The sequence below is a fragment of the Cupriavidus sp. AU9028 genome, assembly GCF_019795295.1.
GTDB lineage: Bacteria > Pseudomonadota > Gammaproteobacteria > Burkholderiales > Burkholderiaceae > Cupriavidus.
On the sequence record NZ_JAIMCG010000003.1, the window covers coordinates 192,243 to 205,744 of the forward strand.

A 13,502-nucleotide genomic window follows, 5' to 3' on the forward strand; every position below is an offset into this window, starting at 1 on the left:
GCGCCAGACCGCGATTTTACTTGATTTTCCGCGCTTCCCCGCCAATGGGCGCGCGGCTGGCACGGGTCATGCCTTCCGCGCCGCGCGAGCGCGCCGGACCTACCGCGCGCCGGCGCCGTTGGGCCGGATCGTCAGCACCTGGGTCGCATCGCCGCGCCGCACGAAAATCGCCGCGATGCGGTTCTTGTCCAGCCCGCGCACCAGTTCGTTGAACTGCCTGGCGCTGGTCACGTCGGTGTCGCCGAGCCGCAGGATCACGTCGCCCGGGCGAATGCCGGCGCGCGCGGCAGCGCCCTCCGCGGCCTGCACTTCCACGCCCGACTTGATCTTCAGGTCGCGCAGCCGCGCCTCCGACAGGTCGCCGACCACCAGCCCCAGCGCATTGGGCCGCGCCGGCGCGCCCTGCTGCTCGCTCTGCGTCGGCGCGCTGGCGCGCGGCCGGGTGTCGCCTTCGAGCTCGGCCACGGTAATGGTGACCTCGCGCGTGGCGCCCTTACGCCAGATCTGCATCGGTGCCCGGGTACCCGGCTTGGTCTCGCCCACCAGGCGCGGCAGGTCGGTGGCGCGCTCGATATCGCGGCCGTTGAACTTCAGGATGATGTCGCCCGCCTCCACGCCGGCCTTCTCCGCCGGACCGCCCGGCTCGACGCTGCCCACCAGCGCACCGCGCGCCCGCCCCAGCCCCAGCGAGTCGGCGACTTCCTTGGTCACCTCGCCGATCGCCACCGCGATGCGGCCGCGCGTCACCTTGCCGGTGGTCTTGAGCTGCTCCGCCACGCGCAGCGCCTCGTCGATCGGAATCGCGAACGAGATGCCCATGTAGCCGCCGCTGCGGCTGTAGATCTGCGAGTTGATGCCGATCACTTCGCCGCGCAGGTTGATCAGCGGGCCGCCCGAGTTGCCGGGGTTGACCGCCACGTCGGTCTGGATGAACGGCAGGTAGTCGCCGGTTTCCCGTCCCTTGGCCGAGACGATGCCGGCGGTCACGCTGTTGTCCAGTCCGAAGGGCGAGCCGATCGCCAGCACCCATTCGCCGACGCGAATCTTGTTCGAATCGCCCATCGGCAGGCGCGGCAGGTTGTTGGCCTCGATCTTCAGCAGCGCCACATCGGTGCGGCGGTCGGTGCCGATCAGTTTCGCCTTGAACTCGCGATCGTCGGTCAGCCGGACGTAGATGGTTTCCGCATCGCTGACCACGTGGGCGTTGGTCATCACATAGCCATCCGCGCTGATGATGAAACCGGAACCGACCCCGCGGCTCTGCTCCTCGCTCTGCGGCGGCGCACCGCGGCGCTGCGGACCCGGAGGCGTCGGCTGGCCGGGCATCGGAATGCCAAAGAAGCGGCGGAAGAACTCGGCCATTTCCTCGTCTTCCGGCGTCATGCCGCGGCTGCTCACGCGCTCGGTGGTGCGGATATTGACCACGGCGGGGCTGGCACGCTCGACCAGACCAGTGAAATCGGGAAGGTTGTAGGTCGCCGCGGCAGACTGGGCCTGCACCGGCGCGCTCAGGATCGGTCCGACCGCCAGCACGGCGGCCATAGCCATGGTTCGGACCACGGTGGCATACGTTGACGACATGGTCGACTCCCGGAGTTCAGCGAAATTGGGAAGGGAAAGCAGGCAGGGGATCGTGGGCACACGACGCAAGCGAGCGGCGCCCCCCCGGCCTGCTGCCCGCGCCGGATGCCATGTTGCCCCGGCGCGGTCCCGGCTGTCAGCGCGGCCGGGGACGGTATTCGACGGCGGAAGCGAACTGCCGGACGGTCTGCGCCGGCACCTCCCCGACCACGGTGATCCAGTGGTCGGCGACGCGCCGCACCATCACCTGGGTGGCGCCCATCGACGCCACCCCTTCACGGCGCGAGCGGTGCTCGGAAACCGGCTCGATAAAGACCGACAGTCCCGTCAGCCCATCGCTATAGACGACTTGCAGCACTTCGAAGGCCTGGCCCGACTCGTTGGCTGCGCGCTCGGCGGCGCCCTCGCGACCCTTGTGCGCATGCATCTCGCCGAGCGGACGCCGCACCTCGCGGATCTTCTGGAATCCCTTGACCGGCACCGGGATCGCCCAGCCTTCGTCCGTCAGATTGGCCGGATGATAGGTGATCTCATAATGCTGCCAGTTCGCCGCGTTGCGGATGGCGCCCAGGATCTTCTGCTTCTCCGACGGCACGCCGATCTCGATCTGCGAGAACGCGACCTGCTCCAGCACCTTGCCGCCATCGCCGATGGTCTGCGCGCGCATCAGCAGTCCGGAATTGCGCTCGGCCCACAGCCGCACCGCATAGCGGGCGGCATCGTGCGGCTCGAGCGCAAACACCTCGCATTCGACCCCTGCAACCCGCTCGGCCGGCAACCGCCGCATGTCGTACAGGTCCAGCACGTCGTTCTTGTCGGTGGCCAGCAGCGCCGGGAAACGGTCCTTGGCATCCTGGCGCTCGACCACCACGAGCTTTGCCTCGGGAATGAGGCTATGGACGATGTCGTTCTGCCGCAGCACTTCGCGCGGCTTGCCATCCAGTGTCTCGAGCCGCTCGTACTCGTTGTGGCGCAAGTCGGTGAAATGCTGGATGCGCGAGGCATGCATGGCGCTGCCCCGCTGGTAGATCAGGGTACCGACGTAGTTCTCGCGCTGAGCGGCGCGGTGAATCTTGTTCAGCCATGCGGCCGCATCGCGCCGCTGCAGCGCCGGTTCCGGTGTCTGCGCGGTCGCCACCGCCGCTGTCAGGCACAAGGCGAGAAAAAAGGACCTCCTGAGGGCCCTTATTCCTTGTGCACCCGCTACATAGGCGGGTGCCCATCCTTTTTGCATGTCAGGCATTATTCCTGCGTATTTTCCTGCGAAAAGCTTGCGCTGTTCGCCACGTTGCGCATCGCCGGCACGGCCGCACTGGTCGGTACCGACACTCGGTGAGCCCGCAGGTACTCATCGAGCCGAGGATCGCGAATCATGGCCGGATCGGCCGATACGGCAACGACCGCCGGCGCCGGGGCCACCTGGGCAGCAACGGGCGCCTGGGCCACGACCTGCCCGGCTGCGCCGACCGCCGCCGGGTCCGCATCGCGCATCTGCGGCACCACGACCCAGCTGACCGCCGCTACCGCGGCCGCAATCGCGGTGCCCGGCATGACCCGGCGCACCCACGAGGGCCGCACCAGCAGCCGGTGGCGGCGTGGCGGGCTTGCCAGCGCGGCCGGCGCCAGCAGATGCGGTTCCTGTTCCAGTCGCGCGGCAAAACGAGAGACGAAGGCGTCCGTCGACCCGGCCTCCGCCAGCTCTTCCGAGCGCAGCGTATCGCCGATCAACTGGTAAGCGGACCAATCCGCCCGACCCTGCCCAGCCTTTGCCAGTTCGATGACTGCTTCGAATTCGTGCGGCGCCAATTCACCATCGATCAAGGCGGAAATCTGTTCTGCCGCCTCGGATGCATGAACCGACTGCCTGTGAGCCTGACCCATCTCCAACCCCTAGAAAAACTGTCGAATACCGAACAATCCCGTCACATCTGTCGCTTTTCGATGCAGGTGGAGACTGCAACGCTGGCCGCACGACATGTATCTGACTTCTTCTACCACCGCTTGCCTTCCGCTGTTCCCAGCAGAGGTCGCAGCTTTTCCGCAATCGCCTCTCGGGCACGGAAAATGCGTGACCGTACCGTGCCGATCGGGCACCCCATCGCCTCGGCGATCTCCTCATAGCTGAGGCCTTCGATCTCGCGCAGCGTGATGGCGGTCCGCAATTCCTCGGGCAACGCTTCCATGGCACGGTTCACGGTGTCTGCCACCTGCCGCGTGTGAAGCATCGATTCCGGCGTATTGATATCCCTTAGTTGCTCGCCGTCTGCAAAAGTTTCAGCCTCCTCCGCATCGATATCGCTCGACGCTTCAGGCCGGCGGCCCTGGGTCGCCAGGTAGTTCTTGGCAGTGTTGACAGCGATTCGGTACAACCACGTGTAGAAAGCCGATTCGCCGCGGAATTGCGGCAAGGCGCGATATGCCTTGATAAAGGCATCCTGCGCTACATCCTCGACTTCCGCGGGGTCCCGGACCAGACGCGAGATCAACCGGATGATCTTGCGGTGGTACTTCGCCACCAGCAGTTCAAAGGCTCGCTTGTCGCCCTGCTGGACGCGTTCAACAAGGAGCTGGTCGGCTTCGCGTTCGCTCACGAATAGTTCACCCGCAGTGTATCTCTAGGTATCGCAATCAAAACAGGCGTTGTATTTTACCTACGTCGTTTACCGCGCGACCCGCACGGCGTCAGAATGCCGTACTGACCGGCGGCTCGCACTCTCGCGCCATGCGCGCACCAGTGCCCGGTGTCCGGCGTCGTCGCCTCGCACCAGTACGAGGCGCACCGGCATGTGGCCCGCCGATGCCTCGCGGGTTGGCGAGATGCGCAGCAATGTCGTTGCGGGCGCAAGCCGCCATGCGGCGATCACCGCGGCATCATGCACGCGCGCCCCATCCACCACACCGTCAACCACCCGGATGGCGCAACGGGACTTGCTGCCCGGCGCCCGGGACCCCAGGCCCAGATAGCGCCAATCGGCTTCCTTCCAGATGCGCCGGCCCTCGACTACCAGCCAGCACACCCCGGCCAGCCCGCACCCGGCCCACAGAAGTGCCAACGGCTCGCCGGCTACCCTGCCCTCCCACGCCGCGAGCAGCAGCAGCGCCACGGCGCTCAGCTCGCACAGACCAATCGCCGCCAGCCACGGGCGTGGCAGGCAGCGGATCGAATAGCGGGGTTCGGGGTCGGACCGGCGAGAGCCGCCTTCAGACACGGCGGAACACGAGCGTGCCGTTGGTCCCGCCGAAGCCGAAGTTGTTCTTCACGGCCACGTCGATCTTCATTTCCCGTGCCGTGTTGGCCACGTAGTCCAGGTCGCACTCGGGATCCTGGTTGAAAATGTTGATCGTCGGCGGAGACACCTGGTTGTGCACGGCCAGCACGGTAAACACCGATTCGAGACCACCGGCGCCGCCCAGCAGGTGGCCGGTCATCGACTTGGTCGAGTTGACCACCATCTTGTAGGCGTGCTCGCCGAAAGCCAGCTTGATGGCCTCGGTCTCGTTCTTGTCCCCCAGCGGGGTCGAGGTGCCGTGCGCGTTCAGGTACTGCACCTCGTCCGCGTTGATGCCGGCGTCCTTCAGCGCGGCCGTCATGCAACGGCGCGGGCCATCGGTATCCGGGGCGGTCATGTGGTACGCGTCGCCGCTCATGCCGAATCCAACCAGCTCGGCATAGATGCGGGCACCGCGCGCCTTCGCGGCCTCGTACTCTTCGAGCACCAGCACGCCGGCGCCTTCGCCCAGCACGAAGCCGTCGCGGTCCACATCCCAGGGACGGGAGGCGGTCGCCGGATCGTCGTTGCGGGTCGACAGCGCGCGCGCCGCCGCGAAGCCGCCGATGCCCAGCGGCGACACGGTCGATTCCGCGCCACCGGCCAGCATCACGTCGGCATCCCCCGCCTGGATCAGACGGGCGGCCAGACCGATGCTGTGCAGGCCGGTCGTGCAGGCGGTGACCGCTGCCAGGTTCGGCCCCTTCAGGTTGTGGATCATCGACAGGTGACCGGAGATCATGTTGATGATCGAACCGGGCACGAAGAACGGCGAGATCCGGCGCGGACCGCGATTGGTCAGTTCCGCGTGGGTATCCTCGATCATCGGCAGACCGCCGATGCCCGAGCCGACCAGCACGCCGACGCGCTCGCTGTTGGCCTCGGTGATTTCCAGGCCGCTGTCACGGATGGCTTGCGTGCCGGCCGCGATGCCATAGTGGATGAAGGTATCCATATGGCGGGCTTCCTTCGCCGGGAGGTACTCCTCCACGTTGAAGCCCTTCACCTCGCCGGCGAAATGGACTGCCAGCGCGGCATGATCGAATTTGGTGATGGTAGCAATACCGGACTTGCCGGCTACCAGATTGGCCCAGCCTTCGGCGACCGTGTTTCCGACCGGAGACACGAGGCCGAGTCCAGTGACGACGACGCGACGACGGCTCACTATGATTTCCTACAGGTTCGTGAAGCAGAATGAAGCAGCATGGCGGCACGCCACGGCCCGGTACGTTTTACGCGCCAACCGGGGGCGCCGCCAGACGACTTCCTCTGACAAACGAAAGCCACAGAAAGCGACACGACGGGACCTCGCGACCCCTGCGCCCCGCCTTCTGTGGCCTGCAATTCAGGAACGACTGGCTCAGGCCTTGACGTGCGCGGTTGCGTAGTCGATTGCCTGTTGCACGGTCGTGATCTTCTCGGCTTCCTCGTCAGGAATTTCCATGCCGAATTCATCTTCCAACGCCATCACGAGTTCGACCGTGTCGAGCGAGTCGGCGCCGAGATCGTTCACGAACGAGGATTCGTTCTTGATGTCGGCTTCGGCGACGCCGAGTTGCTCTGCCACGATCTTCTTGACGCGTTGTTCGATATTGTCCATGTAGCCCTCCAGGGAAGTTCGACAAAAAAGTGGGCGCATTTTAGCAGGTTTGGCCCGCAATATTGCCGGCCTGCCTGATTTGCAAGAAATGCGCCGGTTCTTCTAAAAAAGTGGATGTTGCGCGCAGTGCCGCAACATCAGTTCATATACATCCCGCCGTTGACATGCAGCGTGGTCCCGGTCACATAAGCCGCGGTCGGACCGGCCAGGAACGCCACCGCATGAGCGATATCCTCCGGCTGGCCGAGGCGGCCCAGCGGGATCTGCGTCTTCAGCGAAGCATGCTGCTCTTCCGACAGGACCTTGGTCATGTCGGTATCGATAAAGCCCGGCGCCACGCAGTTGACCGTGACGTTGCGGCTGCCGATCTCCCGCGCCAGCGCGCGGGTCATGCCCTCGACCCCGGCCTTGGCCGCGGCATAGTTCATCTGGCCGGGGTTGCCGGTCGAGCCGACCACCGAGGTGATGTTGATAATGCGACCGCCGCGGGCCTTCATCATCGGCCGGAGCACGGCCCGCGACAGGCGGAAGACCGCCGTCAGGTTGGTGTCGATCACCGCGGTCCAGTCCTCGTCCTTCATCCGCATCGCCAGCTGGTCCTGCGTGATGCCGGCGTTGTTGACCAGGATGTGCAGGCCGCCGTGGGTCTTGACGACCTCCTCGATCAGCGCCTCGCACCGGGCCGCGTCATTGACGTTGAGCACCGCGCCGGTGCCGCGCAGCTGCTCGCTGCCCAGATAGTCGCCGATCGCCTTGGCGCCGCTTTCGCTGGTCGCGGTGCCGATCACGAAGGCGCCCTGCCGGGCCAGTTCCAGCGCGATGGCGCGGCCAATGCCGCGCGATGCGCCGGTCACGAGGGCTACCTGATTCTCCAGGGTCTTGCTCATCGCTTCTCCTTGTTATTCCGCAGCCTTGCCAACCAGCGCCAGGGCATCCTGCAGCGAGGCGGGATCGACGATGGCCGCGCCGGTCAGGTTGCCGTCGATGCGCTTGGTCAAACCGGCCAGCACCTTGCCGGGACCGCATTCGATCACCTGGGTAACACCGTCGGCAGCCATCTTGCGCACGGACTCGACCCAGCGCACGGGCGCGGCGGCCTGGCGCACCAGCGCATCCTTGATCGCTTCCGGATCGCTGACCACCGCCACGTCGACGTTGTTGACCAGCGGAATCGTCGGTGCCGAGAACGTCAGCGACGCCATGTACTCGCGCAAGCGGTCCGAGGCGGGCTTGAGCAGCGACGAGTGGAACGGTGCCGACACCGGCAGCGGCAGCGCCCGCTTGGCGCCGCGACCCTTCGCCAGCTCGCAGGCCTTCTCGACCGCGGCCTTCTGCCCGGCGATCACCACCTGGGCCGGCGCATTGAAGTTGACTGCTTCGACCACGCCTGCGGCCGCCGCTTCCACACAGACCGCGCGCACGTCGTCGTCGGACAGGCCGAGGATCGCGGCCATGCCGCCCTCGCCCACCGGTACCGCTTCCTGCATCGCCTGGGCCCGGAAGCGCACCAGCGGCACCGCGTCGGCGAAGCGGATCACGCCGGCCGCAACCAGCGCGGAGTATTCGCCAAGGCTATGACCGGCCACCATGGCAGGCACGGGACCACCGGCTTGCAGCCAGGCGCGATAGATCGCCACCGCGGCGGTCAGCATCACCGGCTGGGTGTTGGTGGTCAGGTTCAGCTCCTCGGCCGGGCCGTCGGCGATCAGCCGCGCCAGGTCCTGTCCGAGCGCCGCGGAAGCTTCTTCCAGCGTATCGCGAACGACCTGGTGCTCGGCAAAGGCGTTGAGCATCCCGACCGACTGCGAACCCTGGCCGGGGAATACGAATGAGAATGTCATCGGAATCCGATCGGTTTGAAAATAGGATCTGCACCCGCCACGCCGAGGGCCGGCGCACGGCGGGTCCATCGCACCCGCCTCACATGCGCAGCAGCACGGCGCCCCAGGTGAAGCCGCCGCCCACGCCTTCCATCAGCACATGATGGCCAGGCTGGATGCGTCCGTCGCGCACCGCCACGTCGAGCGCCAGCGGGATCGAGGCCGCCGAGGTATTGCCATGCTCGTGCACCGTCGCGACCATGCGCTCCAGCGGCAGGCCGAGCTTCTTCGCGGTGCCCTGCATGATGCGGATGTTCGCCTGGTGCGGGATCAGCCAGTCCACCTGGTCGGCCGAAAAATCGGCCGCTTCCAGCGTCTCCCGGGCGACCTTGTCGAGCACGCTGACGGCGAGCTTGAACACCGCCTGGCCGTCCATGCGCAGGAAGGGATTGCCGGTGATGTTGCCGGCCGCGACGTTGCCCGGCACGCACAGGATATCGACATGGCTGCCGTCGGCATGCATGGCCGAGGACAGGATGCCCGGCTCCTCGGAGGCGGTCAGCACCACTGCGCCCGCGCCGTCGCCGAACAGCACGCAGGTGGTGCGGTCATTGAAATCGAGAATGCGGGAGAACACTTCGGCGCCGATCACCAGCACATTGCGATGCGAGCCGCTGCGAATGAACTTGTCCGCGGTCGCCAGCGCATAGGCGAAGCCGGAGCAGACCGCCTGCAGGTCGAACGCCGCGCAATGGTTGGTGATCCCCAGCTTCTGCTGCACCAGGCAGGCGGTGCTCGGGAACACGTAGTCCGGCGTCGAGGTGGCGACCACGATCAGGTCGATCGACTGCCGGTCGATACCGGCTGCCTCCAGCGCCCGCTCCGCCGCCTTGACGGCGAGGTCGCTGCTGGTGACATCCGGCTCGGCCCAGTGCCGGGCGGAAATGCCGCTGCGGGAAAAGATCCACTCGTCGCTGGTTTCGATGCCCTTCTCGGCAAGCTGGGCGGCCAGTTCATGATTGGTGACGCGCCGCGGGGGCAAACAGCTCCCCGTGCCGATGATTTTTGCGTAGCTTGTCATTTGATGTCGGATCGTGGTGCCGGGCGGGCGCTGGGCACGAAGGCCGGCCTCGCGCGGAAGGCGGAAGCCCGGCTCCGCCGTGGCCCCGCCGCTGTCTCGCCGGGCGCCATGTTCATGCGGCGTGCGCGTCCTGGCCGGGGCCCGGAGCGGCTGTCTCCTGGCTGGCGGGTCCGCCTGCCGCCGCGCCCGCCTTGCTGGCGAACGCCTGGGAGATGCGGGCGATCACGCCATTCCTCGCGGCATCATACCCGCGTTTGATCGCCCACTCAAAAGAGTGCGCGTCGGCCGACCCGTGGCTCTTGATCACCAGCCCCTTCAGGCCCAGCAGCGACGCACCGTTGTAGCGGGCCGGATCCAGGCGGCCCGCCAGCCGCTTGAGCACCGGCATGGCAATGCCGGCGAGCAGCCTGGTGAACCAGGAGCGGGTGAACTCTTCCTTGATCATGTTGCCGATCATCTTGGCCAGGCCCTCTGTGCTCTTGAGCGCCACGTTGCCGACGAAGCCGTCGCAGACCACGATGTCGGTGGTGCCCTTGAAGATGTCGTTGCCCTCGACGTTGCCGTAGAAGTTCAACTCCGAGGCGCGCAGCAGCTCGCCGGCGCGCTTGACCACCTCGTTGCCCTTGATGACTTCCTCGCCGATGTTCAGCAGGCCGACGGTGGGATGGTCCTTGTGGTCCACCACCGCCACCATCGCCTCGGCCATCCGCGCGAACTGCAACAGGTGCTCGGGCTCGCAATCGGCGTTGGCGCCCAGATCCAGCACCGTGGTGCCCCAGCCCTGCTGGTTCGGGATCGTGGTGGCAATCGCCGGACGCTCGATGCCTTCCAGCGTCTTGAGCACATAGCGCGACACCGCCATCAGCGCGCCGGTGTTGCCGGCCGAGATGCAGGCGTGCGCATTGCCTTCCTTGACCTGCGTGACAGCCACGCGCATCGAGGAATCCTTCTTCTTGCGCAGCGCCACCTCGACCGGATCGTCCATCGTGACCACCTCGGTGGCCGCGACGACCGTCACGCGGGGATGGTCCAGGGCATGGCACTTGCGCAGTTGCGGCTCGATGGCCTCGGGCAGGCCCACCAGCACCATCTCGGCGTCGTCGTGGCTCTTCAGAAAGCTGATCGCTGCCGGCACCGTCACGCTGACACCGTGATCGCCGCCCATGCAGTCGATGGCAATTTTGATCGTCATTGTTTCCTGATACGCAAGGCGCTTGCGGTGTACCGCTGCCGGCAGCCGCTCGGGACCGCCTCGTAACGGGCGCGATGATACCGGGTATCGGTGACTGTCGATGACATCCGGTAGCAGAGACGGGCTCGCAACCGCGCCGCGGCGTGCTGGGCCAGCAGGGCACCGGCTACCGGGGCGGACAGCAGGCGCGCCTGCATGATACGGGCGCGCAACAAAAAAGCGGCAACGAGCTTGCCGCTTTTTTGCATGTCTTCTACCAACAAGCGCGAGCGGGACGCAAGGTCACGCCAGGCGTTTGGCTCAGTCGTTCTTGGTCTTGATGACCTTGCGACCACGGTAGTAGCCGTTCGGGCTGACGTGGTGACGCAGATGGGTCTCGCCCGTGGTCGGCTCGACGGCCAGGGGGGCGACCGACAGATGGTCGTGCGAACGATGCATGCCGCGCTTGGACGGCGACTTCTTGTTCTGTTGGACTGCCATGATGACTCCTTGGAGAATTTGCGGATATTAACACACGCATCCTGCACGAGGCGTAGCCGGGCCCGGCCGGATGCTTCTGCTTGTACGGATACTGGTACGACCAATGAACCCGCCTTGCGGCGGTTCGGTGGGTGACGGGCCGCCGGTCCACAAGGACCAGGGACACCCCGTCTCCCGGGTACTGCCCGCACTGCCCGCCCCCGGTTTCCCGGGTGGCGTTCAATGACGTGTCTTCAATTTCGCCAGCGCCGCGAAGGGCGACGGGCGCTTTTCCTCGCCGGCATCGGCATCGTCCGGCACGCTCTCGACCTCGCCGTCCGCGCCGGTCACCAGGCTGTCATGGACGGTCGGACAGATCTCGTGCTTGGGCGCGACTGGCAGCGCCAGCAGGATTTCGTCCTCGATCAGCGGCAACAGATCGAAGCGCCGCGAGCCGGCGATCACATCAACCTCGTCGTCGTCCAGCGGCGCGGCTTCGGCCTCGGCTTCACTGGCGGCAATCTCGAAACGGGTCGAGGTCGACACCGGTTGCGCGTACACCTGCAGACACCGCTGGCAGTCGAGCCACATGCGCCCGTCCACCGTCAGTTCCAGGAACAGGCGGCGGCGCGCGGCCATGCCGGGCTCCGAGGCTTCCTCGCGGACCGAGCCGGTCATTCGCCAGGCAAAGGGTTCGCTGCCCGCCAGGGGTGGCGCATCGTCCGCCGTCTCGGCTATGATGCGCGGCAAATCGTGCGTCGCGATCTCGCCGCCTGTGCTGCCGCCGGAGCGGCAGAAGTCGAACAGATCGAAGGCACGAAAATCAAACGGCTGATTCATATCGCTGGCTGGTTCTCGCCGAACGCATCGACAGCTGCCATCGATGGCCTGCCTCGACAGGCTCGCCCATCGCGGCTGGCGGCGGCGCCTTGCAGTGTCGTGCCGGGGCAGCAATCTTCGGCCCGCGCAGCCCCTCTGAAAGAGGCCTGCACAGCACCGGGGCCGGCCCCAGTCATTTCTCAACCCGGCAAAACACGCGATTATACGACGAACCTGGCGCGGCAGTCAAAGAAACACGCTGCCGGGCGTTGCAATCCGCGCCGGTCAAACCCTTTCCGTTCAAAGACTTATGCAGACCGCCACTGGTTCCCCGGGCGCCGCCCGGCCACCACTGATTCTGGCTTCCAGCTCCCCCTATCGCCGAGAACTGCTGCAACGCTTGCGCGTGCCGTTCTCGGTCGAGGTCCCGGCTATCGACGAGACGCCGCTGCCAGCGGAAGCGCCGGAGCAAACGGCGCTGCGCCTGGCCCAGCGCAAGGCCGAGGCGGTCGCTGCCCGACACCCCGGCGCCCTGGTAATCGGCTCGGATCAGGTTGCGACGCTGGACGGCGCCCAGATCGGCAAGCCCGGCGATCATGCACGCGCGCTGGCGCAATTGCGTACGATGCGTGGCCGCACGGTCACCTTCCATTCCGCGCTGTGCCTGCTGGACAGCCGCACAAGCCAGGTATTTCTGGACAATGTGCAGACCCGCGCCACCTTCCGCGAGCTGGACGACGCCGCGCTCGAGGCCTACCTGCAACTGGAGCGCCCGTACGACGTGGCCGGCAGCGCCAAATCGGAAGGCCTGGGCATCGCCCTGCTCTCGCGCATCGAATCCGACGATCCAACCGCGCTGGTCGGCCTGCCGCTGATCGCCCTGACCGGCATGCTGCAGCAGGCGGGGTATCCACTCCTTACCGGTGGCATCCAATGACCGGCACGCTCTACCTGATCCCCAACACGCTGGGCAAGCGCGACGCCTTCGATCCGCTTGCCGCGGTGATACCGCTGCCGGTGCAGCAACTGGCCGCCGGTCTTGACTATTTCGTCGCCGAGAACGCCAAGACCGCGCGTGCCTATCTGAAGAAGCTGGGCGAAAACGCGCCGCTGGCGCGCCCGATCCAGCAGATCGAGATCCGCGAACTGAACATCAACACGCGCAAGGAGGAGCTGGCGGCCCTGCTGGACCCGCTGCTGGCCGGTCGCGATGCCGGGCTGCTGTCCGAAGCGGGCGTTCCCGCCGTGGCCGATCCCGGCGCGGACCTGGTCCGGCTTGCGCACGCACGTGGGGTCCGGGTACGGCCGCTGGTCGGCCCCAGTTCGATCCTGTTGGCGGTGATGGGATCGGGATTGAACGGGCAGAGCTTCGCCTTCCACGGCTACCTGCCCGTCGATGCGGCCGAGCGCACGCGTCGGCTGCGCGAGGCGGAACAGTACTCGCGCCGCCATCGCCAGACCCAGGTATGGATCGAGACGCCCTATCGCAACGAGGCGCTGCTGGCGGCGATCAAGGCCAGTTGCGCGGGCGACACGCTGCTGTCGATCGCGGTCGACCTGACCTTGCCCGAGGAGGCGATCGTCACGCAGACGGTCGCGGCCTGGCAGCCAGGCCGGCTGGCCCTGCACAAGCGGCCGGCGATCTTCTCGCTGCTGGCCGGATAGCGCCTCGCCTCAGTGC

Annotated in this window: 16 protein-coding genes; 2 read left to right on the forward strand and 14 right to left on the reverse strand. The window is 66.5% G+C overall.

All coding sequences use genetic code 11. The features are described from left to right. Positions 1 to 99: 99 nt before the first annotated feature. From K6V06_RS04945 to K6V06_RS05010, 14 genes are all read right to left on the reverse strand, one after another. Complete coding sequence (locus K6V06_RS04945; protein WP_255581605.1) at positions 100 to 1,581, reverse strand: DegQ family serine endoprotease; 1,482 nt, start codon at positions 1,579 to 1,581, stop codon at positions 100 to 102. A 136-nt stretch (positions 1,582 to 1,717) separates the two neighbouring features. Beyond that, on the reverse strand, positions 1,718 to 2,815 hold the full coding sequence (locus tag K6V06_RS04950; RefSeq protein WP_222240533.1) for a MucB/RseB C-terminal domain-containing protein: 1,098 nt from the start codon (positions 2,813 to 2,815) through the stop codon (positions 1,718 to 1,720). Between the two features lie 8 nt (positions 2,816 to 2,823). Beyond that, a complete protein-coding gene (locus K6V06_RS04955) occupies positions 2,824 to 3,462 on the reverse strand; it encodes a sigma-E factor negative regulatory protein (protein ID WP_222240807.1) in 639 nt (212 codons plus the stop codon). Positions 3,463 to 3,572: 110 nt separating this feature from the next. Further along, a complete protein-coding gene (gene rpoE, locus K6V06_RS04960; RefSeq protein WP_006578764.1) occupies positions 3,573 to 4,172 on the reverse strand; it encodes an RNA polymerase sigma factor RpoE in 600 nt (199 codons plus the stop codon). Between the two features lie 69 nt (positions 4,173 to 4,241). Beyond that, entirely contained in the window at positions 4,242 to 4,790 is a 549-nt protein-coding gene (locus tag K6V06_RS04965; protein ID WP_222240535.1) for a hypothetical protein, read from the reverse strand. Next, positions 4,783 to 6,015: a beta-ketoacyl-ACP synthase II gene (fabF, locus tag K6V06_RS04970; protein WP_222240537.1), complete on the reverse strand. Its 1,233-nt coding sequence runs from the start codon at positions 6,013 to 6,015 to the stop codon at positions 4,783 to 4,785. Before fabF ends, K6V06_RS04965 begins: the two co-directional genes overlap by 8 nt. A 195-nt stretch (positions 6,016 to 6,210) precedes the next feature. Beyond that, positions 6,211 to 6,450: an acyl carrier protein gene (acpP, locus tag K6V06_RS04975; RefSeq protein WP_008644813.1), complete on the reverse strand. Its 240-nt coding sequence runs from the start codon at positions 6,448 to 6,450 to the stop codon at positions 6,211 to 6,213. Positions 6,451 to 6,587: 137 nt separating this feature from the next. Next, positions 6,588 to 7,337, reverse strand: a complete 750-nt coding sequence (gene fabG, locus K6V06_RS04980) for a 3-oxoacyl-ACP reductase FabG (RefSeq protein ID WP_222240538.1) — start codon at positions 7,335 to 7,337, stop codon at positions 6,588 to 6,590. A 12-nt stretch (positions 7,338 to 7,349) separates the two neighbouring features. After that, the gene (gene fabD / locus K6V06_RS04985) at positions 7,350 to 8,291 is read right to left on the reverse strand and encodes an ACP S-malonyltransferase (RefSeq protein WP_222240540.1); all 942 of its coding nucleotides are present in this window, start codon (positions 8,289 to 8,291) and stop codon (positions 7,350 to 7,352) included. Positions 8,292 to 8,370: 79 nt separating this feature from the next. After that, positions 8,371 to 9,351 (reverse strand): beta-ketoacyl-ACP synthase III, encoded by a 981-nt coding sequence (locus K6V06_RS04990; RefSeq protein ID WP_222240542.1) that lies wholly within the window; start codon positions 9,349 to 9,351, stop codon positions 8,371 to 8,373. A 112-nt stretch (positions 9,352 to 9,463) separates the two neighbouring features. Next, the gene (plsX, locus tag K6V06_RS04995) at positions 9,464 to 10,543 is read right to left on the reverse strand and encodes a phosphate acyltransferase PlsX (protein ID WP_222240544.1); all 1,080 of its coding nucleotides are present in this window, start codon (positions 10,541 to 10,543) and stop codon (positions 9,464 to 9,466) included. Continuing rightward, positions 10,540 to 10,791, reverse strand: coding sequence for a hypothetical protein (locus tag K6V06_RS05000; protein WP_222240546.1), 252 nt, complete (start codon positions 10,789 to 10,791; stop codon positions 10,540 to 10,542). The genes plsX and K6V06_RS05000 overlap by 4 nt, the downstream gene beginning before the upstream one ends. A 52-nt stretch (positions 10,792 to 10,843) precedes the next feature. Then, positions 10,844 to 11,023, reverse strand: coding sequence for a 50S ribosomal protein L32 (rpmF, locus tag K6V06_RS05005; protein WP_008644820.1), 180 nt, complete (start codon positions 11,021 to 11,023; stop codon positions 10,844 to 10,846). Positions 11,024 to 11,242: 219 nt separating this feature from the next. Further along, entirely contained in the window at positions 11,243 to 11,842 is a 600-nt protein-coding gene (locus tag K6V06_RS05010) for a DUF177 domain-containing protein (protein ID WP_222240548.1), read from the reverse strand. 289 nt (positions 11,843 to 12,131) lie between these two features. On the opposite strand from K6V06_RS05010, the gene K6V06_RS05015 reads away from it, so the two are divergent. After that, a complete protein-coding gene (locus tag K6V06_RS05015) occupies positions 12,132 to 12,758 on the forward strand; it encodes a Maf-like protein (protein ID WP_222240550.1) in 627 nt (208 codons plus the stop codon). Then, positions 12,755 to 13,486, forward strand: coding sequence for an SAM-dependent methyltransferase (locus tag K6V06_RS05020; protein WP_222240552.1), 732 nt, complete (start codon positions 12,755 to 12,757; stop codon positions 13,484 to 13,486). The genes K6V06_RS05015 and K6V06_RS05020 overlap by 4 nt, the downstream gene beginning before the upstream one ends. The last annotated feature ends 16 nt before the right edge of the window (positions 13,487 to 13,502 follow it).

Excerpts from the sequence above, each read along its gene's own strand:
- K6V06_RS04945 (WP_255581605.1), bottom strand. The coding sequence starts at position 1,581 with ATGTCGTCAACGTATGCCACCGTGGTCCGAACCATGGCTATGGCCGCC.
- K6V06_RS04950 (WP_222240533.1), bottom strand. The coding sequence starts at position 2,815 with ATGCAAAAAGGATGGGCACCCGCCTATGTAGCGGGTGCACAAGGAATA.
- K6V06_RS04955 (WP_222240807.1), bottom strand. The coding sequence starts at position 3,462 with ATGGGTCAGGCTCACAGGCAGTCGGTTCATGCATCCGAGGCGGCAGAA.
- acpP (WP_008644813.1), bottom strand. The coding sequence starts at position 6,450 with ATGGACAATATCGAACAACGCGTCAAGAAGATCGTGGCAGAGCAACTC.
- fabG (WP_222240538.1), bottom strand. The coding sequence starts at position 7,337 with ATGAGCAAGACCCTGGAGAATCAGGTAGCCCTCGTGACCGGCGCATCG.
- fabD (WP_222240540.1), bottom strand. The coding sequence starts at position 8,291 with ATGACATTCTCATTCGTATTCCCCGGCCAGGGTTCGCAGTCGGTCGGG.
- K6V06_RS04990 (WP_222240542.1), bottom strand. The coding sequence starts at position 9,351 with ATGACAAGCTACGCAAAAATCATCGGCACGGGGAGCTGTTTGCCCCCG.
- plsX (WP_222240544.1), bottom strand. The coding sequence starts at position 10,543 with ATGACGATCAAAATTGCCATCGACTGCATGGGCGGCGATCACGGTGTC.
- K6V06_RS05000 (WP_222240546.1), bottom strand. The coding sequence starts at position 10,791 with ATGCAAAAAAGCGGCAAGCTCGTTGCCGCTTTTTTGTTGCGCGCCCGT.
- rpmF (WP_008644820.1), bottom strand. The coding sequence starts at position 11,023 with ATGGCAGTCCAACAGAACAAGAAGTCGCCGTCCAAGCGCGGCATGCAT.
- K6V06_RS05010 (WP_222240548.1), bottom strand. The coding sequence starts at position 11,842 with ATGAATCAGCCGTTTGATTTTCGTGCCTTCGATCTGTTCGACTTCTGC.
- K6V06_RS05015 (WP_222240550.1), top strand. The coding sequence starts at position 12,132 with ATGCAGACCGCCACTGGTTCCCCGGGCGCCGCCCGGCCACCACTGATT.
- K6V06_RS05020 (WP_222240552.1), top strand. The coding sequence starts at position 12,755 with ATGACCGGCACGCTCTACCTGATCCCCAACACGCTGGGCAAGCGCGAC.